This window comes from Selenomonas sp. (assembly GCF_057272215.1).
In genome coordinates this window covers 164,421-188,432 of record NZ_DBHIUY010000004.1, presented here as the reverse complement: position 1 = coordinate 188,432, position 24,012 = coordinate 164,421, and the positions used below count along the sequence as shown (strand labels likewise).

Sequence of the window (24,012 nt, the reverse complement as noted above, 5' to 3'; positions counted from 1 at the left end):
CGCTACTTGCCTCCTGCGCTTTCGCCGGCAAGCCCAAAGCGCGTGATGCCCGCGCCCTTGAACTTGTCGAGGAGCGCATAGACCATGCCATAGTCTATGTCTTGGTCGGCGCGCAGCACGAGGGAGAAGTTGCCGTTTCTCGCGTTCTCCGCCTTGGCGCGCTCAAGAAGCGTCTTTTCCGCGATGGGCTGATCCTCAAGGAAAAGGCTGCCGTCCTTCTTCATCGTGACGACATAGGTCACGCGCATCTGCGTTTCCACATTCGCCGCCTTCGGCATATTGACGTCGACGGTCTTGAGATTCACCATGTAGAGCGTGCTGAGCATGAAGAATACGAGAAGGAAGAACATGATGTCGATCATCGGGATGATGATGATCTCGGGCTTATCGAAGCCCTTTCTGTCCCTAAGCCTCATCGCGCTGCCCCCTCATCGGAAGAAAGCGCGTCCATCGCACCCTCGACGAGCGAGAAACACTGCTCCATATCCGTCACGATGCTCTCGATGCGCTGCGTGAAGTATGCGTGCACGGCGAGCGCGATGATGGCGACGCAAAGCCCCATAGCAGTCGCGATCAGCGCCTCGCCGACGCCGCCCGTGATCGCCGTCGCCTGTCCCGACTGAAGGTTGAACACGGAAAACGCCGAGATCATGCCGCTGATCGTGCCGAGAAGCCCCAGAAGCGGCGCCATCGTCACAATGACGCTCAAGTAATAGAGACGCTTTCGGAGCTTCGAAAGCGCAACGCCCGACTGAATCTCCATATAGGATGAAACACGCGCGGCATCTTTTTTCATCAGCTTCATCGCACCGAAAAGAATATTGGCAAGCGCACCGCGATGCTCCTCGGCAAGCTTTCTCGCTCCCGCATAATCATCATTCGCCATGTACTGATAAAACTCCCGCGCAAAGGCGCGTCCCGTGTCCATGCGCGAAAAGTACATCGCGCGCTCAATGCCGATCGTCACGACAAAAACGGAACACAAGAGCAGCACATACATGATGGAGCCACCCTTATGAAAAAATTCGATGCCTGTCATAATTGCTTCCATGAAAAATCCTCCCAAACTGTAACTATTCCACCGCCGAGAGATGTTCGTTTCTCCCTTGCGCAAAAGATTCCCCGTATGTGCGATAGGCGATTTCCTGCACACCGAGCACGAAATCCTGTGAGCAATTGTAAATGTAGGCTTCCGTCGGCTCCTCCAAACGATGCTCACGGATCGCTTGGAGCGTCTGTAGGGACGGATCTTCGAAGTATTCCTTGCGGAACTTATCAACGTCGAATTTTCCGTGATCGTTGTATGTCGGTACAAAAAGGACATCCGGGTTGATTTGAACGAGCTGCTCCTTCGTCATAACCTGTCCGTCGCGGATGCCAAGCTCGGCTCTGCCGTTCTTCACGCCTGCATAGCGGCAGGCGTCGTCAAAGCTTGAACCGATACCTCCATAGCCCGACATCAGCGAGATTAAAACAACCGTCTTGCGCTCGCTCTCGGGGATGGCGCTGACTTTTTTCTCGATATTTTTCAGATGATCGTCCATCATCGCGAGGAGCTTTTCCCCGCGTTCGGGTACGCCCGCCGCCTGCGCGAGAAGCGTGATCGTCTCCTTGATCTCGGCGAGATTTCGCGCCCCCTTGCAGACGACGACAGTCAATCCCGCTTCTCGAAGCGACGGCACAATCGCGAGATCCCCCCAATCGGGCACGACGACGAGATCGGGATGCAGGGCGACGAGCTCTTCGACGGTCGGATTACCGACACGCTTCTCCACCTTCTGCGCCAGCTCGACGACATTCGAGCTTACGGGGTCATCCAACAATCCATTGACTGCCGCCATGTCTTCGGGCGGCACAAGGCCGAGCATGATCTCGTCGGTACTCATCGAAAGCGTGACGATGCGATGCGGTCTTGCAGGCAAGGTGACGACCGTACCTTGACTGTCCGTGACCGTATAAGCATCCGCACCATTTGCATTGGGCGCCCCCGGCGCACGGCAAGCCGTCAACAGCAGGCACGCGATGACCATGACAATTGCCAAAAAACTCTTTCGCAACTTTTCTCCCCCTCTGCAATTCTTTTCTCCATCGGCACGACCATGCGATCGTGCCTTTGCCCCAAAATAAAAGAGCCTTTTCCGCAGAAAGAAAGGCTCCATATATGCAGCGACGCCAAGGCGCACAAATGCAAAGAAGAATCCCCTTCCCATCGCTCGCGGGTCAAACGGTGATCGTCAAGCAGGCAGTTCTCCTGGCTCGGTTCATCACTCGGCTGCGCCTTCCCGGGACAATGCCCCAGTGACATCCTTGCAGCTTCGCTCCCCTCACAGTGGCGGGACCGCTCCGGCATGACCGGATTCTCTCGTAGACCCTTGCGGGTACCTGCTCCAAAGCGGAGATTTTCCGCTGTCCCTCATGAAATTATGCGTATGCTAATCTAACGCCTATGCTACCGCAAAACGTATGGCTTGTCAATGCACTTCGGCGAGGACGTCAAGGGGGCTGCCAAAAGACAGCCCCCTCCCTTCGTTTCCTATGAAAGTCTCTCTCATCCAAGCAGCGTCGCCGCACGCGCAACGCCGGCTCCGCCGTCCAGATCTGCTTCTTGTCGTTCGTTTTCCTCGTAACGATTTGCGTCGTTGCATTAAAGGCAAAATAAGAATACCCCGCCTGCAGCTCACAACTTAGGCGGGGATTCTCCTACTAAGGTTTAGGGGCTGACCGTTACCAGTAGCACCCTTTCTACGCTCATTATACGACGCAAAGGCAGATTCGTCAAATTCCAATGCAAAGGAGACTTCCTTGGCGGAAAGGTTCCCACGAAGATTGGATGTATGTTATAATACAGACGGTGCTGCTACAACGGTAGCGGTCGATTCTTAGCCCTCCTTGGCGGTCAACGTCAGCCAATCATGCGGCGCGCTTTGCGCTTGCATTCTTGGGACGTTTTCGCATACGAGCCGTTTGCCAATCAGCCGCGCCCTTTGAGCTTGCTTCTTGGACGGCTCAGCAGGGCGTTGCTTATGACGATCAATGATTTGATTGCGTTGCTCTTGGTAACGCTTTTTATCCTCATCGTTCTGAAAGCATAAGAAAACCCGCCTAGTCTTTGCCGGAAGAGGCGGGCTTTCTTAACCCAAATTTCTCTAGCGGGGCTGACCGTTACCAGTAGCCCCCTTTCTACGCTCATTATACGACGTGAAGGCAGATTCGTCAAATTCCAATGCAAAGGAGACTTCCTCATGCCCGCTTCTCCCTTCACCTGCATCGGCTTTTTGCCGAGCATCGACGAGAGATGCACGCATATCATCCTCGGCTCAATGCCGGGCGCGGCATCGCTCAAAGCGCAGCAATATTACGCGCATCCGCAGAATCGCTTCTGGCGGCTCATGGCGTATCTTTTGGAGGGCGGCGAGCCGCCGCAGGGCTATGTGGCGCGGCTTCAGATGCTGCTCCGCCACCATATCGCACTTTGGGATTCCATCGCCTCATGCGAGCGCGAAGGCAGCTTGGATGCGGCAATTCGAGAGGTGAAGCCCAACGATTTTTCTGCGCTTCTCGCGCGCTATCCGCGTCTTTCGACCTTCTGTCTAAACGGCGGCAAAGCCGCCGCAATCTTTCGCAGCGCTAACAAATCTCTGTTAAATCGCACAGATCTCATCTTTCACACGCTCCCCTCGACGAGCGCCGCCAATGCACGCTGGCGCTTCGACGATCTCAAATGCGCATGGAGAGAGGCTCTTCCCATCGACCATTAAGGGGAAGAGCCTCTTTGCTATGCTTCGATATAAAGCGCCTGCACCATGATGTCAACTTCGCGCACGAAAAGCCCCGTCATATATTCGACCTTCGTGCGCACGCGCTGCTGCGTTTCCTTGATGAGCGTTGGGATATGGCTGCCGTAGGTCAGCACGACGGAACAGGAAATCTCAAGACCGCGATCCTCGTCACCCTTCCAGATATGGCGCACGCGCACGGCGCCGACCTTCGAGATGTAATCCTTCTCATGCATGATGCGCACGACCATCTCGCGGATTGCCAAATCGTCGATAATGAGCTTGCCGTAATAGCTGAATACCGGACGCACGATGGACTTCTCGCCGAGTTTGCGGCGGCGTGTGCGGCTGCGGCGGAAGAAGGATTGAATGGGATCAATGAGAAAGCCCGACGCATGGGGCTTTAGCTCAATCGTCGGCACAGGAATGATGTGCTTCCCCTGCTTCAGTCGGCTGTCGCGCGCTTTCTGCATCTCACGCTGTGTCGCGATGTCCTCGATATGGATGATCTGCTCAATCGTCGGCAGCTTGAGGATGTGCGCGATCTTGTAAACCATGTTCTCAGAGGTTCCCAAGATGAGGATGCGATGCGGTCTGCACTCGGCGATGGCGGCGCGTACATCGTCCGCATGTCCGGGAAGCGTAAAGATGGCACGACGCACTGCCATGATCTTGCTCTTTTCCATCTTGGCGGAAGAGCCTGCGACGATCTTGCCGTCCTTAATCAGGATGCCGTCATCAATGATGGCGTCCGCCCGATGCTGATGCGCCACAAGCAAGGCGCGGTGGCTCTTGCCGGTGCCGCTCGGACCTACGAATGCTATGACGTCCATATCTTTCTCTCCTAAAAATTCATCGTCGGCTTATACAGCTTCTCCGCAAACGAATCTTCGACCGTGAAAATGCCAAGCTCCGGCGGATAACGCGAAGCGAAGCCGTGGAAATCCGAGCCGCCCGTCACGAGCAGATGACGGCGCTCTGCCATGCCGATGTAGCGCTGCGTATCGACCGTGTCGTGCTGCGGATAAAACGCCTCGACCCCCTCGATGCCGAGATCGAGCACATGCTCTACGAGTGCATCGTCGCCGATGAGCTTCGGATGCGCGAGGACCGGCGTACCGCCCGCGCCCTTGATGAGCGCGATGATTTCCTCCGGCTCCAAGCGATAGTGTGAAACATAAGCAGGGCATCCCTTGGAAAGCACCGCATCGAACGCCTCGCGCACACTGGAAAAAAAGCCCTTGCTCACGAGCGCACGTCCGATATGCGAGCGACTGATGGATTTGCTCGTGCCTGCGATCTTCAGTACATCCGTTTCTGTGATGCCGTAGCCAAGTTCCTGCAGCTTTTCCACCATCTCGGCAAATCGGCTCCATCGAGCCTCGCCCACATCATTCAATCGTTCGAGGAGATCGCGGCGATAGATGTCAACATTGTAGCCGAGGATATGGATTTCCCGCTTTTCATGATGGGCGCTGAACTCAATGCCCGGTATGATGCCGATACCCTTCGCCGGCAGCAGCCCTTCTTCATAGAGATGCGTGACACCGTCAACGGTATCGTGATCCGTGATCGCGATGTAGCGAAGCCCTGCTGCCTTTGCCGCCGCCACCAGCTCTTCCGGCGTCATCTGTCCATCGGAATATGACGTATGCGTATGTAAATCGCTCGACACTAGAACCCCACTCCCTTGCTGAACCCACGCAGAGCCTCAACGCGGCTCCACGATAAGTTTGATGGCCGTACGCCCTTCGCCGTCGATTTCAATGTCGGTAAAGGCGGGAACACAGACGAGATCTATGCCGTGCGGAGCGACAAAGCCGCGCGCAATAGCAATCGCCTTGACCGCTTGATTCAAAGCGCCCGCCCCGACCGCCTGCATCTCAGCGGCTCCCGAGCCGCGAACGACGCCCGCCAAAGCCCCCGCGACAGCATTCGGATTCGATCGTGCCGAAACCTTCAAGACCTCCATAATCGTCTTCCCTCCTAAAACTCTCTGCAGTTTCTTTCTGCCGATTCAGATTTTTCATTCATATACAATCTATATGAAACTTTATCTTCCCTATTCTATACAAAAGGGAAAACTCCTGCTAATCCACCGTTTTCATAACGCGCTCGATAGATCGCGTCCGATTCGTCGCATCATCAATCTCAACGATGACGGCGCAATAGACGCGAGGACCTTCCGCCACCTCAAATCGTACGGGGCGGCACGTCGTGAATTTCTCCAGCACGCGGTCGACGCGCACGCCGAGCACTGAGTCCCACGGCCCTGTCATGCCGAGATCTGTGATATATGCCGTCCCCCCCGGCAAAAGCCGCTCATCCGCCGTCTGCACATGCGTATGCGTGCCGACAACAGCGTTGACACGCCCGTCGAGGTACCAGCCCATCGCCGCTTTCTCAGAAGTCGCTTCCGCATGGAAATCGAGAAAAACAACGTCAGCCTCATCACGAATCTCGCGCAGGATTCCCTCGATCTTTTGAAACGGGCAGTCCATATCCGGCATGAACACACGACCCGACATATTGATGACAGCGATGTTCTTTGCGCGGTAAGGATAAATGCAATAGCCCTTTCCCGGCGCGCCTTCCGGATAGTTGGCAGGGCGGATGAGAAAAGGCTCATCATCAATGAACTCCAAAACATCCTTCTTATCCCAGACATGGTTGCCCGATGTCACAATATCGGCGCCCCCATGATACAGCGCATCCAGCGACTTGCGCGTAAAGCCCTTGCCGCCCGCAGAATTTTCACCGTTGACAATGACGACATCCACGGCCTTTTCCCTGCGAAGCGCCGATGTAAAACGGCTGAACACCTCTCTGCCCGGTCTGCCGCAAACATCTCCAACAAGCATGACTCTCAAAACATAACCACCTTTCGTGCAAACAGCACAAATTTTGTGGACACGTTCTCATACTCACGCGCCGTTTATAAAGCGACAGGCGACACTTCCTGCCGCCTGCACCCTGTTCCATTTTTCCTGCCGGTTTACTTATTGAACACCATGACGCGGCCTTCTTCGCGAATGCCGATCATGCGATCCGCCATGCGGCTTCCCTTGAGACTGCCGATGATATGGTCAATCGCCTCTTCACGCATGAAGTTGTCCTCCTCGTAAGTATCGCGCGTCTGGTCGGAAACGAGTGCATCACCGAAACGCTCGTACATGAGGTCTGCCAAAAGGGCAATTTCACCGCGCGAAAGTGTACGGACATCGCGCAGCACGCGGAAAAACGCCGTATTTCCCTGCCCTTCCAGCGTAAAGTCAATCTCCCCCGGAATCAGTCCCTCAAGATCGTGATATGTGAGGATGCTCTCCTCCAGAAAAGCCGCAGTCTCCTCAAACTCCTGCCGCGGGGGCACCTTTTGCAACGTAAAGGAGAAGTAAAGAGCCTCCTTCTCCGGCTCGTAGCTGACCATGCCGATTTCCGGATAACAGACGAGGATGGACACCAAGAGATTGATGCCATCCTTGTTCGGCTTCTTCGCACTTCCCATAAATCTGCCCAAAGCAAACACCTCGTTTCCCTAGTCACAGCCAAAATGCACACGACGCCGGCAGGCTCCGTGCTTTCTAAAAAGCGAGGGTGCTGAGAAGCATCCTCCCAACACCCATTATACAACTATTTTGCGTAATCAACAACGCGCGTCTCACGAATGATCGTCGCCTTGATCTGTCCCGGATACTCAAGCTCCGACTCAATCTTCTTGACGATGTCGTGCGCGAGCGCAACCGATGCGACATCGTCAACCTTCTCGGGCTTGACCATCACGCGCACCTCGCGCCCCGCCTGAATGGCGAAACAGCTGTCAACGCCGTCGAACGACTCAGCGATCTCTTCAAGGCGCGTCAAACGCTTCAGATACGCCTCAAGGCTCTCGCGGCGCGCGCCCGGCCTTGCCGCCGAGACAGCGTCCGCCGCCGCAACGAGCACCGCTTCTACCGTCGTCGGCTCCACGTCGCCGTGATGCGCGCTGATCGCGTTGATCACGTCCTTGTGCTCGCGGTACTTCTTCGCAAGATCGGCGCCGATCGTCACATGTGAACCTTCGACCTCATGATCGACCGCCTTGCCCACATCGTGCAAAAGACCGCTGCGCTTTGCAAGCATCACATCCGCGCCGATCTCCGACGCCATGACGCTCGCAAGATGTGCGACCTCGATCGAATGATTGAGCACGTTCTGCCCGTAACTCGTGCGGTAGCGCAGACGCCCGAGGAGCTTCACAAGCTCGGGATGAAGCCCGTGCACGCCCGTCTCGAACGTCGCTTGTTCGCCCGCTTCCTTGATGCGCTGATCGACCTCTCGTTTCGCCTTTTCGACCATCTCTTCGATACGCGCCGGATGGATGCGCCCATCCGTGACGAGCTTTTCCAGTGCGATACGAGCCACTTCGCGCCGCACCGGATCAAAGCCGGAGAGGATGACCGCCTCCGGCGTATCGTCAATGATGAAGTCGATGCCCGTCAAGGTTTCGAGCGTGCGGATGTTGCGTCCCTCACGACCGATGATGCGCCCCTTCATTTCGTCATTCGGAAGCGATACGACAGAAACCGTCGTCTCCGCCACCTGATCAGCGGCGCAGCGCTGAATGGCAAGCGAAACAATATCGCGCGCGCGCTTGTCCGCCTCATCCTTCGCCTGCTGCTCATAATCCTTGATCATCATGGCTTTTTCGTGCTTGAGCTCTTCTTCCGCTTCCGACAAGAGCATCGTGCGCGCTTCCTCCGCCGTCAAGCTCGAAATACGCTCCAGCTCTTCCTTCTGCTTGTCGCGAAGCTCATTGATGGACGCCCGCGTGCGGTCGATCTTCGCTTCCTTGCTCAAAAGGACTTCTTCCTTTTTCTCTAGGGAATCGAGCTTGCGGTCGAGATTCTCCTCTTTCTGCACAATGCGGCGTTCCTGCCGCTGCAGCTCGCTGCGGCGATCCTTTGTATCGCGATCAAGCTCCTGGCGGAGCCGATGAATATCTTCCTTCGCCTCAAGCAAAGCCTCTTTCTTGCGAGCTTCGCCCTTGGTCTCCGCTTCGGCAACAATCCGCTTCGCTTCTTCTTCGGCAGAACCGATCTGCGCCTCCGCAGATCTCTTGCGCAGCAGATAACCGCCGCCAATGCCGACGATCAGCGAGAGAATGACCGCCAAAAGTATTTCAATGATAACTAACACCCCCTAGTTTGTATAAGAATCGCTGAACGACTCCGTTTTCCCTTAAATTTATCTTGTGATAGTGCGTGGCTGAAAACTATACTTTCCTATTGTATGATGTTTCCCATGTCCTGTCAAGAATTATCCTCTAAAGTTCCCTTAAAGACCTAGTTTCAGATATAATTTCATTGATTTTCAGAGAAAACTCTTTTCTGCCGATATTCATGCAGGATTTTCCGCCGCGCTCGATAAATATAACGATAAAAGGGGGATATACCATGCACTTGACAAACTACCGCACATCCATCATCTTAGGCGTCACCTTCACGCTTCTGCTCTCGGCATTTTGGTTCTTTCCGGATCTTGCTTTCATCATCTTCCTCTCTCTCCTCCTGCAGCTTCTCCTTCAGCCGCCCGTCGATTTTTTGCAGCGCAAAAGAGTGCCGCGCGTCCTTGCGGCGGGTCTCGTCGTCATCGGATTCATCGCGCTCCTCGCAGGGCTGCTCGTTCTCTTATCGCTCTCCTTCTTCCCCACCTTCCGCAGCTTTATCGCCGACTTGCCAAATATCACCTTGAGCCTGCAAAACATCCCCTTCGTTTCCGAATCCGACTTGCTGCGCGGCGAACTCAACGACATCCTCGTCAATTTACGCAGTCTGGGTGCAGAACTGCTGAAATCCTCGCTCACGTTTCTCTTGGAAGCCTTCGGAAAATTCATGGCATTCGTCATCATTATCTTCGTGACCTTCTATCTTCTCAAAGACGGAAAGAGCATAAAAATATGGCTTGCCGGACTATTCCCGCAAACCTCTCGGAGGCGTGTTCTCAACCTCTTCAACGACATCCTGCGCGCTCTGCGCGTCTACATCTTCAGCCAGATCATCATGTGCTCCATCACAAGCGTCGTCGTATTCTTCTACTTCGAACTTATGGGGCTCCCTTACGCCTCTGTCTTTGCTTTTCTCTCCGGGCTGGGCGAATTCGTCCCCGTACTCGGTCCGACTGCCGCTTCGGCGTTCGGTGTCTTTCTGACCGCCACCGAATCGCGTGGGCTCGTGCTCCAAACCGTCCTTTTCTACGTCGTACTGACGCAGATCAATCACAACTTCGTCTATCCGACGCTCATCGGCAAGTCCCTGAATCTGCATCCTGTAGCCATCATCTTGGGCGTCATCTTCGGCGGCGAAATTCTCGGTCCCGCCGGCATGTTCCTCGCCGTCCCCTTCATCGTCATCGTAAAGCTCGTGATCGCCGACATTTACCGCGATCAGCAGGAAACGGGACGGCAAAATGAAGAAGAGGCGTAAGGAGCGCCAAGCACGGATAATACTTCATTTTATCCGCTTATCGGCGCTTATACGATATGCACAGGAAAAGAGCCTGCCGCAAAGTACGGCAGGCTCTTTTCCTATCCTCAATCGCAAATCCCAGCGACAGGCTGATCGAAATACTTCTGAATGATTTCCACCGCGCAGTAGTCGCCGCACATGGAACAAGCGCCTTCCCCCGCATCGTTTCTCGCCTCGCGGCGCGCTCTCGCGCGGGCGGGGTCGATGGCAAGCGCGAGCTGTGCATCCCAGTCGAGAACCTTCCTCGCTTCTGCCATCTTCCTGTCCCACTCCGCTGCACCGGGCACTCCTTTGACGATATCCGCTGCATGTGCAGCGATGCGGCTCGTGATCACACCGTCGTGTACATCATCCAATGTAGGCAGGCACAGATGTTCGGCGGGCGTCACATAGCAGAGGAAGTCCGCGCCGCTCACGGCGGCGAGCGTGCCGCCGATCGCCGCCGTGATATGATCGTAGCCCGGCGCGACGTCCGTCACCAAAGGACCGAGAACATAGAACGGCGCATTGTGGCATAGCCGCTTTTCGAGCTTCATATTCGCTGCGATCTGATCGAACGGCATGTGCCCCGGACCTTCGACCATGACCTGTACGCCGCGCTTCCATGCGCGGTCAACGAGTGCGCCGAGATTCACGAGCTCCGTGATCTGCGCACGATCCGTCGCATCGGCAAGACAGCCGGGACGCAGACCGTCGCCCAAGCTGATCGTCGAATCGTACTTCTCGCAGATATCGAGGATATCGTCAAAATGGGTGTAGAGAGGATTTTCCTTCTCATTGTAAAGCATCCAGCCCGTGATGAAAGAGCCGCCGCGACTCACGACGTCCATGACGCGCCCCTCTTCGCGCAGGTTGCGCACGGCTTCGAGCGTCAAGCCGCAGTGCAACGTCATGAAGTCCGCGCCGTCCTTCGCCTGCCGCTCAATCGTCTGCAGGATGTCATCCGCTGTCATCTCGACCACGGCGCCGCGCTTCTTGATCGCCGTAACCGTCGCTTCATAAAGCGGCACCGTGCCGACCATGACAGGCGAATGAGCGATGATGCGCCGCCTCGATTCGTCGATGTTGTTGCCCGTCGAAAGATCCATGACGGCGTCCGCGCCTGAGCGCACGGCTTCATCGAGCTTTTCCAGCTCCGGCGCAATGTCGGGAAATGTACTCGACGTGCCGATGTTCGCATTGACCTTCGTGCGCAGACCCTCGCCGACGCCGGCAGGCTTCAGCCCCGCATGATTCACATTGGCGCAGATCGCAACCGTTCCTTTCGCCACACGCGCACGAATCGTTTCCGCGTCCACCTGCTCCGTCTCAGCCACCTGCCGCATGGCATCGGTGATCTTTCCCTCTCTTGCATACTGCATCTGCGTTGCCATAAGATCCCCCCATACGGACGGCAAACGCCGCCCCAATCGACGAATCCACGACAGAGCGCAAAAAAAAGAGCCGCCCGCAAAGCCCGGCAGCTCCCCAAAAATCTGCAGAAACCACCACTTCCCTACGCAGGTATTAACCAAACAGGTTCCAAGGGTCGGCTCCGTCGCACGAAAGCCTCTCAGCAAATGCTCCCCCAGTGGATTCATATTCATCTGACAGTCTTATTGTAGCATGAAAGTTCAAGAAGTCAAGCCCGCAGGACGCAGTCAGACGGACGGACATCTTCGTTCTCGCAGAAATAGCGCATACTCGTTTTCTTCCATTCCTTGACAGAATAGAGCATGACGCGCTCTTTAAGATCACACTCGGCAGCGATCGCATCGGCGATCTCCTCGCACTCGGTGCGGCTCTTCGCGTGAATCATCGTGTAGACGTTGTACGGCCAATCCTCTGCGGTGTCGCGGTCATAACAATGCGATACCGCAGGGTTTTCGCACATACATCGCGCGACCGCATCCATGCGTGCGGGCGGCACGACCCAAGCGCACAGGACATTCGCCGTGAATCCCGCAGCGCGGTGCTGAAGGACAGCCCCCATCTTGCGGATCTGCCCGTTTTCCTTCAAACGGCACAGGCGGCGCAGCAGTTCTGCCTCTTCGACGCCAACGATGGCGGCGATTTCCTTGTACGGCTCTTCTACGAGCGGAAAATCCCCCTGCATGGCGCGTATGATCTTCTTGTCGATTTCATCGAGCATTTCCATCGCAGCACCCCCTTATCCGAGTTTGAACTGTACGTTGACCTTATACTTCTTGTGCGAGGCGAGATTCAACAAAGCCTCGACGCCGGGCAGATCGCGGATCTCCGCAAGAATCCTGCGGCGCATCTCTTCATTCGGCGTAAGCAGCGTGAACCATAGGTTGTACTTTCCCTCACGCTCATAGTTGTGCGTCGCGCCCACATGGCGGTTCACCGCCTCAGCCACGCGCTTCATCGCTTCGGGTTTCACGCGAAGCGCCACGAGCGTGCCGCGATAGCCCATCTTCGCCGAGTCGAAAAACGGCCCGATACGGCGCAGATATCCTTGCGCCTTGAGTTCCTTCACGCGCGAAAGAACGGTCTTTTCATCTGCCTCCAAGCCTTGCGCCAAGTCAGCAAAAGGCCGGCTGCTGATGGGCAAGCCGGCCTGCAAGACGTTGAGAAGCTTCTTGTCAAAAGCTGTCAACATATTTTCACCCTCATTTTCTCCGGGGAAGTTTTGGCAATACACCCTTTCGCTCATTCTATCAGAACATTTGCTATCACGTCAAGCAATTCTGAACGCCCTTCATTTTTTACCGAAGAATACGGTAGAATATCCAGCTCCGCAACGCCGAGCGCCTTTCGCATGACGGCGATGCTCTTCTTCTGCTCGTTGCGGCTCAGCTTGTCCGCCTTCGTCGCGACGACGAGCACGGGCAGCCCCTTCGCCACGAGCCATTGGAACATCTCAATATCCGACGTCATGGGTTCGTGGCGAATGTCCATGAGCTGACAAACAAACTGCAAATCCTCGCTGTGCAAAAGGTATGCCTCGATGAAGCGCGACCACACCTTGCGCTTGCTCTTCGCCGTTCGCGCGTAGCCGTAACCCGGCAGATCGACAAGGTAGAAGTCGCGCCGCTCTGCTTCGCCTTCGATCTTCGCGCCAAGTTCGTAAAAGTTGATCGTCTGCGTCTTGCCGGGCTGCCCCGAGACGCGAGCAAGATTTTTTGTGCGTGCAAGCGAGTTGATGAGCGACGACTTGCCGACGTTCGAGCGTCCGATGAAGACGATCTCCTTGCGTCTTACTTCGGGATACTGCTCTTTTTTCACGGCGGAGGCGATGTATTTTCCCTGTGTGATCGTGACCTTATCCAGTGTGTGCGCCTCCCTTTTGCGGCACAAGCGCCTCAAGGAGCACCTCATCCATCGTTTCTACGGGCACGAAAACGAGTTTTTCCCGCACTTCCTGCGGGATGTCCTCGATGTCGCGCTCGTTCTCTTTCGGCAAAACGATACGTTTCATGCCCTCGCGGTACGCCGCCAGAACCTTTTCCTTCAAACCGCCGATGGGCAAAACGCGACCGCGCAGCGTAATCTCGCCCGTCATGGCGACGTCGCTTCTGACCTTTCGCCCCGTCAGCGCCGAGATCATCGCCGTCGCCATCGTGATGCCCGCAGACGGTCCATCCTTTGGAATCGCGCCTTCAGGCAGATGGATGTGAATGTCGCGCTTCTCATAGAAGTCTGCATCAATACCGAACACATTTTGTCGGCTGCGGATATAGGAAAGTCCCGCACGCGCCGACTCCTGCATGACGTCACCGAGCTGACCTGTCAAGATCAGCTTGCCCTTGCCCGCGAGCACCGTGACTTCCGTCGGCAGGATATCGCCGCCGACCTCCGTCCACGCCATGCCCGTCGCCACGCCAATCTCAGGCTTCTTCTCCGCCTTCTTCCTGAGGAACTTCGGTCGTTCCAAGAAGGCAGCAAGATTCTTCTCCGTCACACGCACCGCTTTTTTCTCACCCTCGACGATGAGCCGCGCCGCCTTGCGGCATACGTGCCCGATCGTGCGTTCAAGCTCACGCACGCCCGATTCGCGCGTGTACTCGACGATCATCTTCTCGACGACGCCCTCGCCGAATCGCAGGTCACGCGCCTTCAGACCGTTCGCCGCACGCTGGCGTCCGATGAGGTAGCGCTTGGCGATCTCCAGCTTCTCCTGCTCCGTATAGCTCGAAAGCGTGATGATCTCCATGCGGTCGCGCAGCGCACGCGGGATATTCGCCAGACTGTTTGCCGTAACGATCCAAAGAACTTCGGAGAGGTCGAAGGGCAGCTCGACGTAATGATCGCTGAACGTCGAATTCTGCGCGGGATCGAGCACTTCGAGGAGCGCCGCCGAAGGGTCGCCCTTGTAATCCATAGCGATCTTATCCACCTCGTCAAGCAGGAATACGGGATTCTTCGTGCCCGCCTTGCGCAGCCCTTCCATGATGCGCCCCGGCATCGCACCGACGTAGGTGCGGCGATGTCCGCGAATCTCCGCTTCATCACGAATGCCGCCCAACGATGCACGCACGAACTTCCTGCCCGTCGCACGCGCCACGGAACTTGCCAGAGACGTCTTGCCGACGCCCGGCGGGCCGACGAGGCACAAAATCGGCGCGTGCTGCTCCTTCGTGAGCTGATGGACGGCGAGGTATTCGAGGATGCGTTCCTTGACCTTCTTGAGTCCGTAGTGATCCGCATCCAAGACAGCTTCCGCCGCCTTGATGTCGATGTTGTCCTCCGATAGAATCGTCCACGGCAGTTCAAGCAAAGTTTCAATGTAGGTGCGTATGACGCCCATCTCGGCGGACATGCTCGCCTGTCCTTCCATGCGATGGATTTCCTTCTCGATCGCCTTCTGCACGTCCTCGGGATAGCCGCCCTCAGCGAGCTTCTTGCGGTACGCTTCGATATCCGCCGCCTTGTCGTCCTCGTCACCCAGCTCTTTTTGAATCGCCTTGATTTGCTCGCGCAGGTAATAGTCCTTCTGAATCTTTTCCATCTGCTTGCGCACGCGCATACCGATTTTGCGCTCCATTTCCAGCACTTCAAGCTCACGCGCCAAAATCTTATAAAGGAGTTCCATGCGGCTCTTGATATTGACTTGCTCCAAAAGCGCCTGCCGGTCTTCGAGCTTGAGATTCAAATGACTCGCGATGAGATCGCCCAAGCGGCCCCCATCGTCGAGAATCGCCACGGAAACGAGTGTTTCCGCAGGAATTTTTTTACTGATCTTCACCCACTGCTCGAACTCATGCACGACAGCGCGTGTCAGCGCCTCCATTTCCATAGACTCCTCGACGACCTCGGCATACTCGGCGACCGCTACTTCAGCGAATTTTTCAAGCTCCTCGTAGCCTTCGATCACAGCCCGCTTCTGTCCTTCGACAAGCACGCGCAAGGCGCCGCCCGGCAGCTTCAAAAGCTGACGCACCTCGGCGATTGTACCGACGCTGTAGAGATCCTGTTCGCCCGGCTCATCGGTCTCAGCATTCTTTTGCGCCACGAGCAGAATCTGACGGTCACGCACCATCGCTTCCTCCAATGCCGCCACGGAACGATCCCTGCCGACATCGAGATGGATGATCATGAAGGGAAACACGATCATTCCCCGCAGAGGCAGGAGCGGCAGCCTACGCAGTTCCGACATAAACAATCCTCCTTAAAGATAGCAAAAAAGGACGCTGCTTGCCGCAGCGTCCCCTTCGATGCTCAAGCTGATGCTTCCTTATCCACGCTCTTCGCCTTTGCCTTGTCAATCGTCAGTACAGGATCTTTCTTGTCCGAGATGACTTCCTTTGTGACGCGGCAGTGCGAAGCTCCATCAACAGACGGCACTTCATACATGACGTTTCGCATGATGCTCTCGATGATTGAGCGCAGACCGCGCGCCCCCGTCTTTCGCTTCAAGGCTTCCTTCGCGATCAGATGGAGCGCCGCTTCGTCGAAGTCGAGCTTCACGCCGTCCATCTCCAAGAGCTTCTGATACTGCTTGACAAGCGCGTTCTTCGGCTCAGTCAAGATGCGCACGAGCGTTCCTTCGCCGAGCGCTTCAAGGGTCACGACGATCGGAAGTCTCCCGATGAACTCTGGAATCAAGCCGTTCTTCAGCAAATCTTCCGGCAGGATGTGGCGCAGTGTCTCCCCGATATTGCGCTCCACCTTCGAGGCGATCTCAGCGCCGAATCCCATATTCTTCTTGCCCATACGCGCTTCGATGATCTTCTCGATGCCATCGAAAGCGCCGCCGCAGAGGAACAAAATGTTCGTCGTGTCGATCTGTATAAGCTCTTGATGCGGATGCTTGCGCCCGCCCTGCGGCGGCACGGAAGCCACGGTACCTTCCAAGATCTTCAAAAGCGCCTGCTGCACGCCCTCGCCCGAAACATCGCGCGTGATGGACGGATTCTCCGACTTGCGCGCGATCTTATCGATCTCGTCGATGTAAATGATACCTTTCTCCGCTTTCTCTACATCGTAGTCCGCCGCTTGTATAAGCTTCAAGAGGATGTTCTCCACATCCTCTCCCACATAGCCGGCTTCTGTCAAGGAAGTCGCGTCTGCAATGGCAAACGGCACATTGAGGATCTTGGCAAGCGTCTGAGCCAAAAGCGTCTTGCCGCTGCCCGTCGGACCGATCATCAGAATATTCGACTTCTGCAGCTCGACCTCGTCCGTCTTCCCCTGCGTACGGTTGATTCGCTTGTAGTGGTTGTAGACGGCAACAGCAAGCGACTTCTTCGCTTCCTCTTGCCCAATCACGTATTGATCGAGGATCTGGCGAATCTCCTTCGGTTTCGGCACATCTTTAAGCTCGACTTCGATATCTTCGCTGAATTCTTCCTCAATGATCTCGTTGCAAAGCTCGATACACTCATCACAGATGTAGACGCCGGGGCCTGCCACGAGCTTTCTGACCTGCTCCTGCGACTTGCCGCAGAAGGAACACTTAAGCTGCCCCTTCTCATCCCCAAACTTCAACATGATACCACCTCTTAGTCCTTGGGCTTCTCAATCTTGACAGGACGCGTGATGACCTCGTCGATGAGGCCGTATTCCTTCGTCTCCTGCGCCGTCATGAAGTTGTCGCGCTCCGTATCGGCGATGAGTTTTTCACGCGGCTGCCCCGTATGCTTGGCGAGGATGTCGTTTCCTACCTCTCTGAGACGCAGGATCTCCTTCGCCTGGATCTGGATGTCCGTCGACTGTCCCTGTGCGCCGCCCAAAGGCTGATGAATCATAATGCGCGCTAAAGGAAGCGCATAGCGCTTGCCCTTCGCTCCTGCCGTCAGCAGAAGCGAACCCATGCTCGCCGCCTGCCCGATGCAGATCGTCGAAACATCGGGACGGATATACTGCATCGTATCGTAGATGGCAAGACCTGCCGTCACGACGCCGCCTGGGCTGTTAATATAAAGATGAATGTCCTTGTCAGGATCCTCGGATTCAAGGAAAAGGAGCTGTGCGACGACGACGTTCGCCACATTGTCGTCGATCGGTCCGCCGACAAAGACGATGCGGTCTTTCAAGAGGCGCGAATAAATATCGTATGCACGCTCTCCGCGGTTCGACCGCTCAACCACCATGGGAACATAACTGTTCATATAGCTGTTCATGCTATCCCCCCGTTTAGACCGACATTACCGAAGCGAAAATCACTTCGCGGCATTGTCCAAAATGAACTGTGATGTTTTCTTTCTGAGAACCGTCGTCATGAGATCGCCGATGCGGCCCTGTTCCTTGACGACCTTTCTGACCTGCGCCGGCGTCGCGCCATAAGCCACAGCCATCGCCGCAACTTCAGCATCGAGATCCTTGCCGTCGACCTTGATCCCTTCCGCCTTCGCTACGGCTTCAAGCATGAGATCCGTCTTGACATTCTCCTCCGCCGTTTTTTTATACTGTTCACGAATCTGGTTGAGATCGGTGCCGGCGTACTGCAAATACTGCTCCAGACGCATACCCTGCTGCTCAAGGCGCATCGCCATTTCCTGAATCATCATCGTCACACGGTTTTCGATCATGACCGCAGGGATGTCAACCGTGATGTTCCCCGTCGCCTTCTCGATGACGGCGACATTATAATCATTATCCGCTTTCTGCTGCGCTGCATGTTCCAAGTTCTTGCGGATATCGGCGCGAAGCTCCTCGACGGTCTGGAACTTGCTGACCTTCTTGGCGAAATCGTCATCAAGCTCGGGCATCTGCCGCTCTTTGATGCTGTGAATCTTGCACTCGAACTTCGCAGGCTTGCCGGCGAGTTCCTTCGAATGATACTCCTCGGGGAACGTCACGTTTACATCGCGCGCATCGCCGACCTTCATGCCGATGAGCTGATCCTCAAAGCCGGGGATGAAGCGATTCGAGCCGATTTCAAGGGGATAATCCTTGCCTTCACCGCCCTCGAAAGCCTTTTCCTCAACAAAGCCTTTGAAATCGAGCGTCACGAGGTCACCCTTCTTGACCTCTGCACCTTCAGCAGCGTCGACCATCTGACTGCGGCGGCGGCGCATACTCTCGATTTCCTTATCAACGTCCTCGTCCGTGACTTCTTCGACCTTCTTCTCAACCTTGAGACCCTTGTACTCGCCGAGCGCAACCTCAGGTTTCGCCGTGAAGCGCGCCTTGAACACGACGTCTTTGTCGGATTCGAGCGTCACAACCTCGATGTCGGGGCGCGAAACGGGCGACATGTCCTGCTCTTCCAAAGCATCGCCAAACGCCTGATCCGCGACAGACTCAAACGCCGTATCAAGAATCGCCTGCTTGCCCACGCGCTGCTCGATGATGTGGCGCGGCGCCTTGCCCTTGCGGAACCCCGGAATGCTCACGCGATTCGCAAGGTCCTTGCAAGCCTTTGCTTCCGCCTTTTTCAAGACGTCCGCTTCTACCTCTATTGTCAGAACGACTTCGTGATTGTCCATCTTCTCTGCGGTAGCCTTCATGATATAAGATAACCTCCTAAAGTATTCCTTCATTTGATATTTTTATGGGGGAACGCAGAGAATCCCTCTCCAACCCCATTTTGCCATACTAACCATGATACCATACTCAAATGGGAAATACAAGCACTTTACCCAATGTCCCATAAAAGGGAAGATTGCAAGTTTAATTGCCGCATCGTTCTGCCAAACTTTGGCGGAACGATGCAGGCGCACAAGTGAATCTGCTCTCCTTATATGAAAACAGCCCATCCATGCGGATGAGCTGAAGCATCATTGTTCTTATATTCCAGCGACAGACAAAGTACTGCCGCGCGTAAACTTTCAGGACATATATTCAGCCGTCACGCGAAACGGCATGATGCACTTTCTAGCCCGTTTCTTGCGATGGCACTATCAAAGAAGCACGCTGTACATATATCCTCACGCCTTAAGGAAAGTTACCCCATCAGCCTGCGCCTTTGGCTCGGCTTCTTAGACTTTCACAGTAAACGCCCTTATGTCGTCGCAACGGATATATCGAGCTCGACGACACGTCCCCCGAGATCCATATCAACGGCAAGGTAGCCCGAGCTGCTGATCTTGATCTGGAAGTCCTCGCCGATGGAAAGCGAAGGCGTAGAGATGTCAACTTCCAGCCCCAATCCCGCGATATGCGTCGCCGTGTTCGCTGTCAGCATATTGCTTAATTCAGAAATCGCGCTCTGCGCCATCTCGTCGAAATTGTCGACGGGCATACCCATCATCATTGTGGAAGCAATGAACTTCGCCGTATCCTCCGTCATGTTGTAAACGACGTTGCCGCGAATCTGCTTCGTGAAGCCGACGATGACGGAAACACCGAGACTTACGGCGTTCTTCTGCTTGACCGTGACCTTGGCGCGCTTTGGCTCAGGAAAGCCGATCTGCGGCATGACGGCGGTAAAAGCGTCAATAAAAGGATTGACCAATTTTGCATCCATACTTTTACTCCCCTTCCGCAAATCCAAGATTCAGGCAAATATCGCCGATGTCCGTTTTAGCGACAACCTCAAACGACGTGAGTTTCGGGTTGGCAATACGGATATTCGCGCCGCTGATCGTACCCGGCGGCGTCAAGCGCATTTCCTTATCGCGAAAGATATCATTGACCTTCGAGACGCCGCGTCCGACGATGATGTTCGCCGACTCTTCGACCGAATCGTTGATCTCGTCCTCCGCAATGTCGTCATGCTCCTCCATCGCGAGCATACGCAGCGCGAAGCGGCGCATGGTTTCTGCATCCATGTGGACGACGGCGCGTCCCATCGGCGCTCCGGTAAGACCGATGATGACGGCGATGCCTTGAATCGTCAGATAGGGGCTTTCATCGATGGAGACCTCCACCTCGCTCTCCACCCCGAGCAGACTGAACAAACTGCGTTGGAACGCCTGTGCGAAAGTTTCTACATAAGAGTCGCGCAGCATGGCGATGGCGCCAGTCCTCTTCTGGCAAAGAATAATCAGTATATCGATGATCTCATTGGGCTTCACGGGCTTCTGCAGGAACGCATGAATCCCCGCTTCACGCCCCTGCGTCATGAGGCTCGCATCCTTCATTGCACTGATCATGACGATCATGGCGTCCGGGTCGATCGCGAGGATGCGGCGGCTCGTCTCAATGCCGTTGGCGTCTGGAAGATTCATATCCATCGTCACGGCAGCCGGACGCGTTTCCTTATATTTTTCGACAGCCTCGGCGGCATTGCTCGCGATGGCACAGACATCAAAACCCGCTTTCGTGAGGATGCCCTCAAGCATCGCTTGACTGACGCGCGAATCGTCGACAATCATAATTTTAACTTTATTCACTAAGCTCACCCTATTCTTTCCGCCCGATAAGAGAACATATCCCTCTACATTTATCCTATCGGCTAAAGTCATTAAAAGATTAAGCATTTTCTCTATCTGCGCCCATGCGCGAGAGGATGACGCGGGCGACGTGAACGCCGCTTGCACCCGCCTGCGAAAGACCGCGTGTGACGCCGGCGCCATCGCCGACGGCAAAGACATTTTTAAGACGCGTTTCAAGCTCGTTGGAAAGCACGATGCGTGAACTATAGAACTTAACTTCGACGCCATAGAGCAGCGTGTCGTCGTTCGTCATGCCCGGCGCAACCGCATTGAGCGCCTGCACCATCTCCATGATGTTGTCAAGATGGCGCTTAGGCAAAATCAGCGAGAGATCGCCCGGGGTCGCATGGAGCGTCGGCTCCATGAAGCTGTGGCTCATACGGTGCGCGTTCGTGCGCCTGCCTTGAACGAGGTCGCCGTAACGCTGCATGATGATGCCGCCGCCGAGCATGTTGGAAAAAGAAGCGATGCTCTTGCCATACTTATGCGGCTCATTGAACGGCTCCGTAAAGTGGTTCGACACCAAGAGGGCGAAATTTGTGTTGCGGCTCTGCATCTTCGGGTCGCTGTACGAGTGACCGTTGACCGTCATGATACCGCCCGTATTTTCCATGACGACATGCCCGTGCGGATTCATACAAAAAGTGCGCACAGAATCGCCGTAGCGTTTCGTACGGTAGACAAGCTTCGCTTCATAGACGTCCGAGGTAATGTGATCGAAGATCTCGTCAGGCACTTCGACACGCACTCCGACGTCAACTTGATTGTTCTTCTGCTCGACGCGCAGCCGCCGACATTCCTCGGAGAACCATTCGGCGCCCGAACGCCCCGGCGCGACGACGAGATACTCAGCGGCGATTCGGTCGCCGCTCTCCAACGCCAGGGCATTTTCCCCTTCGCCGTCGGATAGGATGTTCTTGACGGACGCACCGAAACGGAACTCAACGCGCTCTTTCATGTACTCGTAAGTTTTTTCGAGCATCTTCAAGTTGTTTTCCGTGCCGAGATGGCGCACGCTCGCTTCCAAAAGATGAAGATCATGCTCCAAGGCAAGCTTGCCGATGCGGCTGCCCTTCGTGCTGAACACTTTCGCAGGCGCACCGTGGCGCATATTGATCGCATCGACATACTCAATGAGACGCATGACCTCCGCCGCGCTGATATACTCGCCAAGCCAGCCGCCGAACTGTGTCGTGAAGTTGTACTTGCCGTCGGAAAAGGCGCCCGCGCCGCCGAAACCGCGCATGATGCTGCAAGGCTTGCAGCCGATGCAGCTCTTAACCTTGCCCGCTGAAATCGGACAGCAGCGATGGTATATATCGTTGCCGCTCTCTATGACGACGATGGAAAGATCGGGCTTCTTCTCTGCCAGCTCGTACGCTGCAAAAACGCCCGCCGGTCCCGCGCCCACAATAGCGACATCGTATTTTTTCACCTTGTCGCCTCCCGTCTGCCGGATGCGAAAATTCACTCTTCTACAATTGGTATTATATAGGAAGAACTTCCTTTATGCAAGGGATTCGTTGCATAAAGCGTGGGGTTTCATTAAATCCGCAGAGGCAAACAGCACAACAAAAAGCAGGGATACGAAGAGTCGCCTTGCGGCTTCTCTCCATATCCCTGCTTCTCTTTCGTATTCTCAGACCAGCTCCAAAAGCGCCATCGGCGCGGCATCTCCGCGGCGGGGACCGAGCTTCAGGATGCGCGTGTAGCCACCCGGACGCTCCGTGTACTTGCCTGCAATATCGTTAAAGAGCTTCCTGACTGCTTCTTCATCGCCAATATCGGCAATCGCCTGACGGCGAGCGGCAAGATCGCCACGCTTTGCCAGCGTGATGAGCTTTTCGGCGAGGCTTCTGACTTCCTTCGCCTTCGCTTCCGTCGTCTCGATGCGTTCATGCTTGAAGAAGGATGCCAAGATGCTGCGGAAGAGTGCCTTGCGGGCACTCGAATTACGCCCTAATTTTCTATAGCTCATGGTTTTTCCCTCTCTTATTCTTCTTCTTTCTTCAATGTCAAGTCGTATTCCTCGAGCTTCTTCTTGACTTCTTCCAAAGACTTCCTGCCAAGGTTCCTGACCTTCATCATATCCTCTTCGGTCTTCGATACGAGATCGGCGACCGTGTTGATATTCGCGCGCTTCAAGCAGTTGAAGGAGCGAACGGAAAGGTCAAGATCTTCGATGGTCGTTTCGAGCACCTTGGAAGCATCCGGCTCTTCCGGCTCAGGCAGTGCGACTTCTTCTTCTTCCTCTTCCTCAGGAATGCCCGCCATGCTCTGAAAGAGCTTGAAGTGCGAGATGAGGATGCTCGCCGCACGGCTCACGCCCTCTTCGGGGCGAATGGAGCCATCCGTCCAGACATCGAGAATGAGCTTGTCGTAGTCGGTGACGTTGCCCACGCGCGTGTCCTGCACGGTGTAGTTGACGCGCTGGATCGGGGAAAAGATAGAGTCGATCGGAATGACGCCGATGACATGATCGGGCTTCTTGTTCTTCTCCGCTGCCACATAACCTTTTCCACGCTCAACGGTCATCTCCATATGGATTTCACCGTCCTCATTGAGCGTCGCGATATGAAGATCGGGGTTCAAGATCTCGACGTCGGGATCGGTGATGATGTCCGCCGCCGTGACTTCCTTCTCGCCCTTGACGTCGAGACGAAGAACGCGCGGCTCTTCGCTGTGCATCTTGAGGCAGAGCGACTTGAGGTTCAGCACGATGTTCGTCACATCATCCCGAACCCCCGGGATGGTGGAAAACTCGTGCAGTACGCCGTCGATGCGAATCGAGGTGATCGCAGCGCCCGGCAGAGATGACAAGAGGATGCGCCGCAAGCTGTTGCCGAGGGTCGTGCCGTAGCCACGCTCCAAAGGCTCGCAGACGAACTTCCCATAACGATTATCTTCGCTGATTTCTACTATCTCGATCTTTGGCTTTTCGATCTCGATCATCCGGGATAACCCTCCTCC

24 protein-coding genes and 2 riboswitches are annotated in these 24,012 nt (G+C 55.4%); of the genes, 2 read left to right on the top strand and 22 right to left on the bottom strand.

Going from position 1 to position 24,012, the window contains the following annotated elements; translation table 11 throughout:
* Window positions 1–2: 2 nt before the first annotated feature.
* Genes ACO5Z0_RS05170 through ACO5Z0_RS05160 form a run of 3 tightly spaced genes read right to left on the bottom strand, consistent with a single transcriptional unit; the run spans window position 3 to window position 2,057 of the window.
* Window positions 3–416, bottom strand: a complete 414-nt coding sequence (locus ACO5Z0_RS05170; protein WP_009646437.1) for an ExbD/TolR family protein — start codon at window positions 414–416, stop codon at window positions 3–5.
* A complete protein-coding gene (locus tag ACO5Z0_RS05165; RefSeq protein WP_485649447.1) occupies window positions 413–1,051 on the bottom strand; it encodes a MotA/TolQ/ExbB proton channel family protein in 639 nt (212 codons plus the stop codon). Before ACO5Z0_RS05165 ends, ACO5Z0_RS05170 begins: the two co-directional genes overlap by 4 nt.
* A 22-nt stretch (window positions 1,052–1,073) precedes the next feature.
* On the bottom strand, window positions 1,074–2,057 hold the full coding sequence (locus ACO5Z0_RS05160; RefSeq protein ID WP_442673742.1) for an ABC transporter substrate-binding protein: 984 nt from the start codon (window positions 2,055–2,057) through the stop codon (window positions 1,074–1,076).
* A 167-nt stretch (window positions 2,058–2,224) separates the two neighbouring features.
* Window positions 2,225–2,401, bottom strand: a riboswitch (cobalamin riboswitch).
* An 841-nt stretch (window positions 2,402–3,242) separates the two neighbouring features.
* Here ACO5Z0_RS05160 and ACO5Z0_RS05155 point away from each other — a divergent pair.
* A complete protein-coding gene (locus ACO5Z0_RS05155) occupies window positions 3,243–3,758 on the top strand; it encodes a DNA-deoxyinosine glycosylase (RefSeq protein ID WP_485649446.1) in 516 nt (171 codons plus the stop codon).
* A gap of 17 nt (window positions 3,759–3,775) precedes the next feature.
* Here the strand turns inward: ACO5Z0_RS05155 and ACO5Z0_RS05150 are convergent, their stop codons facing one another.
* The 6 genes from ACO5Z0_RS05150 to rny form a co-directional block, all read right to left on the bottom strand.
* Window positions 3,776–4,609: an Asp23/Gls24 family envelope stress response protein gene (locus tag ACO5Z0_RS05150; protein WP_485649445.1), complete on the bottom strand. Its 834-nt coding sequence runs from the start codon at window positions 4,607–4,609 to the stop codon at window positions 3,776–3,778.
* An 11-nt stretch (window positions 4,610–4,620) separates the two neighbouring features.
* On the bottom strand, window positions 4,621–5,451 hold the full coding sequence (locus ACO5Z0_RS05145) for a PHP domain-containing protein (RefSeq protein WP_485649444.1): 831 nt from the start codon (window positions 5,449–5,451) through the stop codon (window positions 4,621–4,623).
* A 36-nt stretch (window positions 5,452–5,487) separates the two neighbouring features.
* A complete protein-coding gene (locus ACO5Z0_RS05140) occupies window positions 5,488–5,748 on the bottom strand; it encodes a stage V sporulation protein S (protein WP_442672977.1) in 261 nt (86 codons plus the stop codon).
* 118 nt (window positions 5,749–5,866) lie between these two features.
* Entirely contained in the window at window positions 5,867–6,646 is a 780-nt protein-coding gene (locus ACO5Z0_RS05135; protein ID WP_485649443.1) for a TIGR00282 family metallophosphoesterase, read from the bottom strand.
* A gap of 125 nt (window positions 6,647–6,771) precedes the next feature.
* Window positions 6,772–7,302: a hypothetical protein gene (locus ACO5Z0_RS05130; RefSeq protein WP_442672975.1), complete on the bottom strand. Its 531-nt coding sequence runs from the start codon at window positions 7,300–7,302 to the stop codon at window positions 6,772–6,774.
* A gap of 104 nt (window positions 7,303–7,406) precedes the next feature.
* A complete protein-coding gene (gene rny / locus ACO5Z0_RS05125) occupies window positions 7,407–8,951 on the bottom strand; it encodes a ribonuclease Y (protein ID WP_442672974.1) in 1,545 nt (514 codons plus the stop codon).
* A gap of 257 nt (window positions 8,952–9,208) precedes the next feature.
* Here rny and ACO5Z0_RS05120 point away from each other — a divergent pair, with 257 nt between their 5' ends.
* Entirely contained in the window at window positions 9,209–10,237 is a 1,029-nt protein-coding gene (locus tag ACO5Z0_RS05120; protein WP_442676582.1) for an AI-2E family transporter, read from the top strand.
* A gap of 107 nt (window positions 10,238–10,344) precedes the next feature.
* Here the strand turns inward: ACO5Z0_RS05120 and thiC are convergent, their stop codons facing one another.
* The 13 genes from thiC to ACO5Z0_RS05055 form a co-directional block, all read right to left on the bottom strand.
* Window positions 10,345–11,652 carry a phosphomethylpyrimidine synthase ThiC gene (gene thiC / locus ACO5Z0_RS05115; RefSeq protein ID WP_485649442.1) on the bottom strand — a complete coding sequence of 436 codons (1,308 nt, stop codon included), beginning with the start codon at window positions 11,650–11,652 and terminating at the stop codon, window positions 10,345–10,347.
* Between the two features lie 102 nt (window positions 11,653–11,754).
* A riboswitch (TPP riboswitch) is annotated at window positions 11,755–11,858 on the bottom strand.
* Window positions 11,859–11,900: 42 nt separating this feature from the next.
* Complete coding sequence (gene ahbB, locus ACO5Z0_RS05110) at window positions 11,901–12,416, bottom strand: siroheme decarboxylase subunit beta (RefSeq protein ID WP_485649441.1); 516 nt, start codon at window positions 12,414–12,416, stop codon at window positions 11,901–11,903.
* A 12-nt stretch (window positions 12,417–12,428) separates the two neighbouring features.
* Entirely contained in the window at window positions 12,429–12,881 is a 453-nt protein-coding gene (gene ahbA, locus ACO5Z0_RS05105; RefSeq protein WP_442676585.1) for a siroheme decarboxylase subunit alpha, read from the bottom strand.
* A 50-nt stretch (window positions 12,882–12,931) separates the two neighbouring features.
* Window positions 12,932–13,600 carry a ribosome biogenesis GTP-binding protein YihA/YsxC gene (gene yihA / locus ACO5Z0_RS05100; RefSeq protein WP_485649440.1) on the bottom strand — a complete coding sequence of 223 codons (669 nt, stop codon included), beginning with the start codon at window positions 13,598–13,600 and terminating at the stop codon, window positions 12,932–12,934.
* Window positions 13,545–15,878, bottom strand: a complete 2,334-nt coding sequence (gene lon, locus ACO5Z0_RS05095) for an endopeptidase La (protein ID WP_442672968.1) — start codon at window positions 15,876–15,878, stop codon at window positions 13,545–13,547. The genes yihA and lon overlap by 56 nt, the downstream gene beginning before the upstream one ends.
* Before the next feature lie 62 nt (window positions 15,879–15,940).
* On the bottom strand, window positions 15,941–17,212 hold the full coding sequence (clpX, locus tag ACO5Z0_RS05090) for an ATP-dependent Clp protease ATP-binding subunit ClpX (RefSeq protein ID WP_442672967.1): 1,272 nt from the start codon (window positions 17,210–17,212) through the stop codon (window positions 15,941–15,943).
* 11 nt (window positions 17,213–17,223) lie between these two features.
* The gene (gene clpP, locus ACO5Z0_RS05085; RefSeq protein ID WP_485649483.1) at window positions 17,224–17,832 is read right to left on the bottom strand and encodes an ATP-dependent Clp endopeptidase proteolytic subunit ClpP; all 609 of its coding nucleotides are present in this window, start codon (window positions 17,830–17,832) and stop codon (window positions 17,224–17,226) included.
* A gap of 51 nt (window positions 17,833–17,883) precedes the next feature.
* Window positions 17,884–19,173, bottom strand: a complete 1,290-nt coding sequence (gene tig, locus ACO5Z0_RS05080; RefSeq protein ID WP_485649439.1) for a trigger factor — start codon at window positions 19,171–19,173, stop codon at window positions 17,884–17,886.
* A 494-nt stretch (window positions 19,174–19,667) separates the two neighbouring features.
* Window positions 19,668–20,132, bottom strand: coding sequence for a chemotaxis protein CheX (locus tag ACO5Z0_RS05075; protein WP_442674086.1), 465 nt, complete (start codon window positions 20,130–20,132; stop codon window positions 19,668–19,670).
* A 4-nt stretch (window positions 20,133–20,136) separates the two neighbouring features.
* Entirely contained in the window at window positions 20,137–20,982 is an 846-nt protein-coding gene (locus tag ACO5Z0_RS05070) for a response regulator (protein ID WP_485649438.1), read from the bottom strand.
* Between the two features lie 97 nt (window positions 20,983–21,079).
* The gene (locus ACO5Z0_RS05065; protein ID WP_442674087.1) at window positions 21,080–22,477 is read right to left on the bottom strand and encodes an NAD(P)/FAD-dependent oxidoreductase; all 1,398 of its coding nucleotides are present in this window, start codon (window positions 22,475–22,477) and stop codon (window positions 21,080–21,082) included.
* Window positions 22,478–22,681: 204 nt separating this feature from the next.
* Window positions 22,682–23,020, bottom strand: coding sequence for a 50S ribosomal protein L17 (gene rplQ, locus ACO5Z0_RS05060; protein ID WP_442673365.1), 339 nt, complete (start codon window positions 23,018–23,020; stop codon window positions 22,682–22,684).
* Between the two features lie 14 nt (window positions 23,021–23,034).
* Entirely contained in the window at window positions 23,035–23,994 is a 960-nt protein-coding gene (locus ACO5Z0_RS05055; RefSeq protein ID WP_442673366.1) for a DNA-directed RNA polymerase subunit alpha, read from the bottom strand.
* Window positions 23,995–24,012 lie beyond the last annotated feature (18 nt).

Bases quoted from the DNA above. Each gene is read 5' to 3' on its own strand.
- ACO5Z0_RS05150 (WP_485649445.1), bottom strand. From the start codon at position 4,609: ATGGACGTCATAGCATTCGTAGGTCCGAGCGGCACCGGCAAGAGCCAC.
- ACO5Z0_RS05055 (WP_442673366.1), bottom strand. From the start codon at position 23,994: ATGATCGAGATCGAAAAGCCAAAGATCGAGATAGTAGAAATCAGCGAA.
- tig (WP_485649439.1), bottom strand. From the start codon at position 19,173: ATGAAGGCTACCGCAGAGAAGATGGACAATCACGAAGTCGTTCTGACA.
- ACO5Z0_RS05120 (WP_442676582.1), top strand. From the start codon at position 9,209: ATGCACTTGACAAACTACCGCACATCCATCATCTTAGGCGTCACCTTC.
- thiC (WP_485649442.1), bottom strand. From the start codon at position 11,652: ATGGCAACGCAGATGCAGTATGCAAGAGAGGGAAAGATCACCGATGCC.
- ACO5Z0_RS05070 (WP_485649438.1), bottom strand. From the start codon at position 20,982: ATGATTGTCGACGATTCGCGCGTCAGTCAAGCGATGCTTGAGGGCATC.
- rplQ (WP_442673365.1), bottom strand. From the start codon at position 23,020: ATGAGCTATAGAAAATTAGGGCGTAATTCGAGTGCCCGCAAGGCACTC.
- clpX (WP_442672967.1), bottom strand. From the start codon at position 17,212: ATGTTGAAGTTTGGGGATGAGAAGGGGCAGCTTAAGTGTTCCTTCTGC.
- yihA (WP_485649440.1), bottom strand. From the start codon at position 13,600: ATGAGGTGCTCCTTGAGGCGCTTGTGCCGCAAAAGGGAGGCGCACACA.
- ACO5Z0_RS05165 (WP_485649447.1), bottom strand. From the start codon at position 1,051: ATGGAAGCAATTATGACAGGCATCGAATTTTTTCATAAGGGTGGCTCC.
- ACO5Z0_RS05075 (WP_442674086.1), bottom strand. From the start codon at position 20,132: ATGGATGCAAAATTGGTCAATCCTTTTATTGACGCTTTTACCGCCGTC.
- ahbA (WP_442676585.1), bottom strand. From the start codon at position 12,881: ATGTTGACAGCTTTTGACAAGAAGCTTCTCAACGTCTTGCAGGCCGGC.
- ahbB (WP_485649441.1), bottom strand. From the start codon at position 12,416: ATGGAAATGCTCGATGAAATCGACAAGAAGATCATACGCGCCATGCAG.
- ACO5Z0_RS05155 (WP_485649446.1), top strand. From the start codon at position 3,243: ATGCCCGCTTCTCCCTTCACCTGCATCGGCTTTTTGCCGAGCATCGAC.
- ACO5Z0_RS05140 (WP_442672977.1), bottom strand. From the start codon at position 5,748: ATGGAGGTCTTGAAGGTTTCGGCACGATCGAATCCGAATGCTGTCGCG.
- clpP (WP_485649483.1), bottom strand. From the start codon at position 17,832: ATGAACAGTTATGTTCCCATGGTGGTTGAGCGGTCGAACCGCGGAGAG.
- lon (WP_442672968.1), bottom strand. From the start codon at position 15,878: ATGTCGGAACTGCGTAGGCTGCCGCTCCTGCCTCTGCGGGGAATGATC.
- ACO5Z0_RS05170 (WP_009646437.1), bottom strand. From the start codon at position 416: ATGAGGCTTAGGGACAGAAAGGGCTTCGATAAGCCCGAGATCATCATC.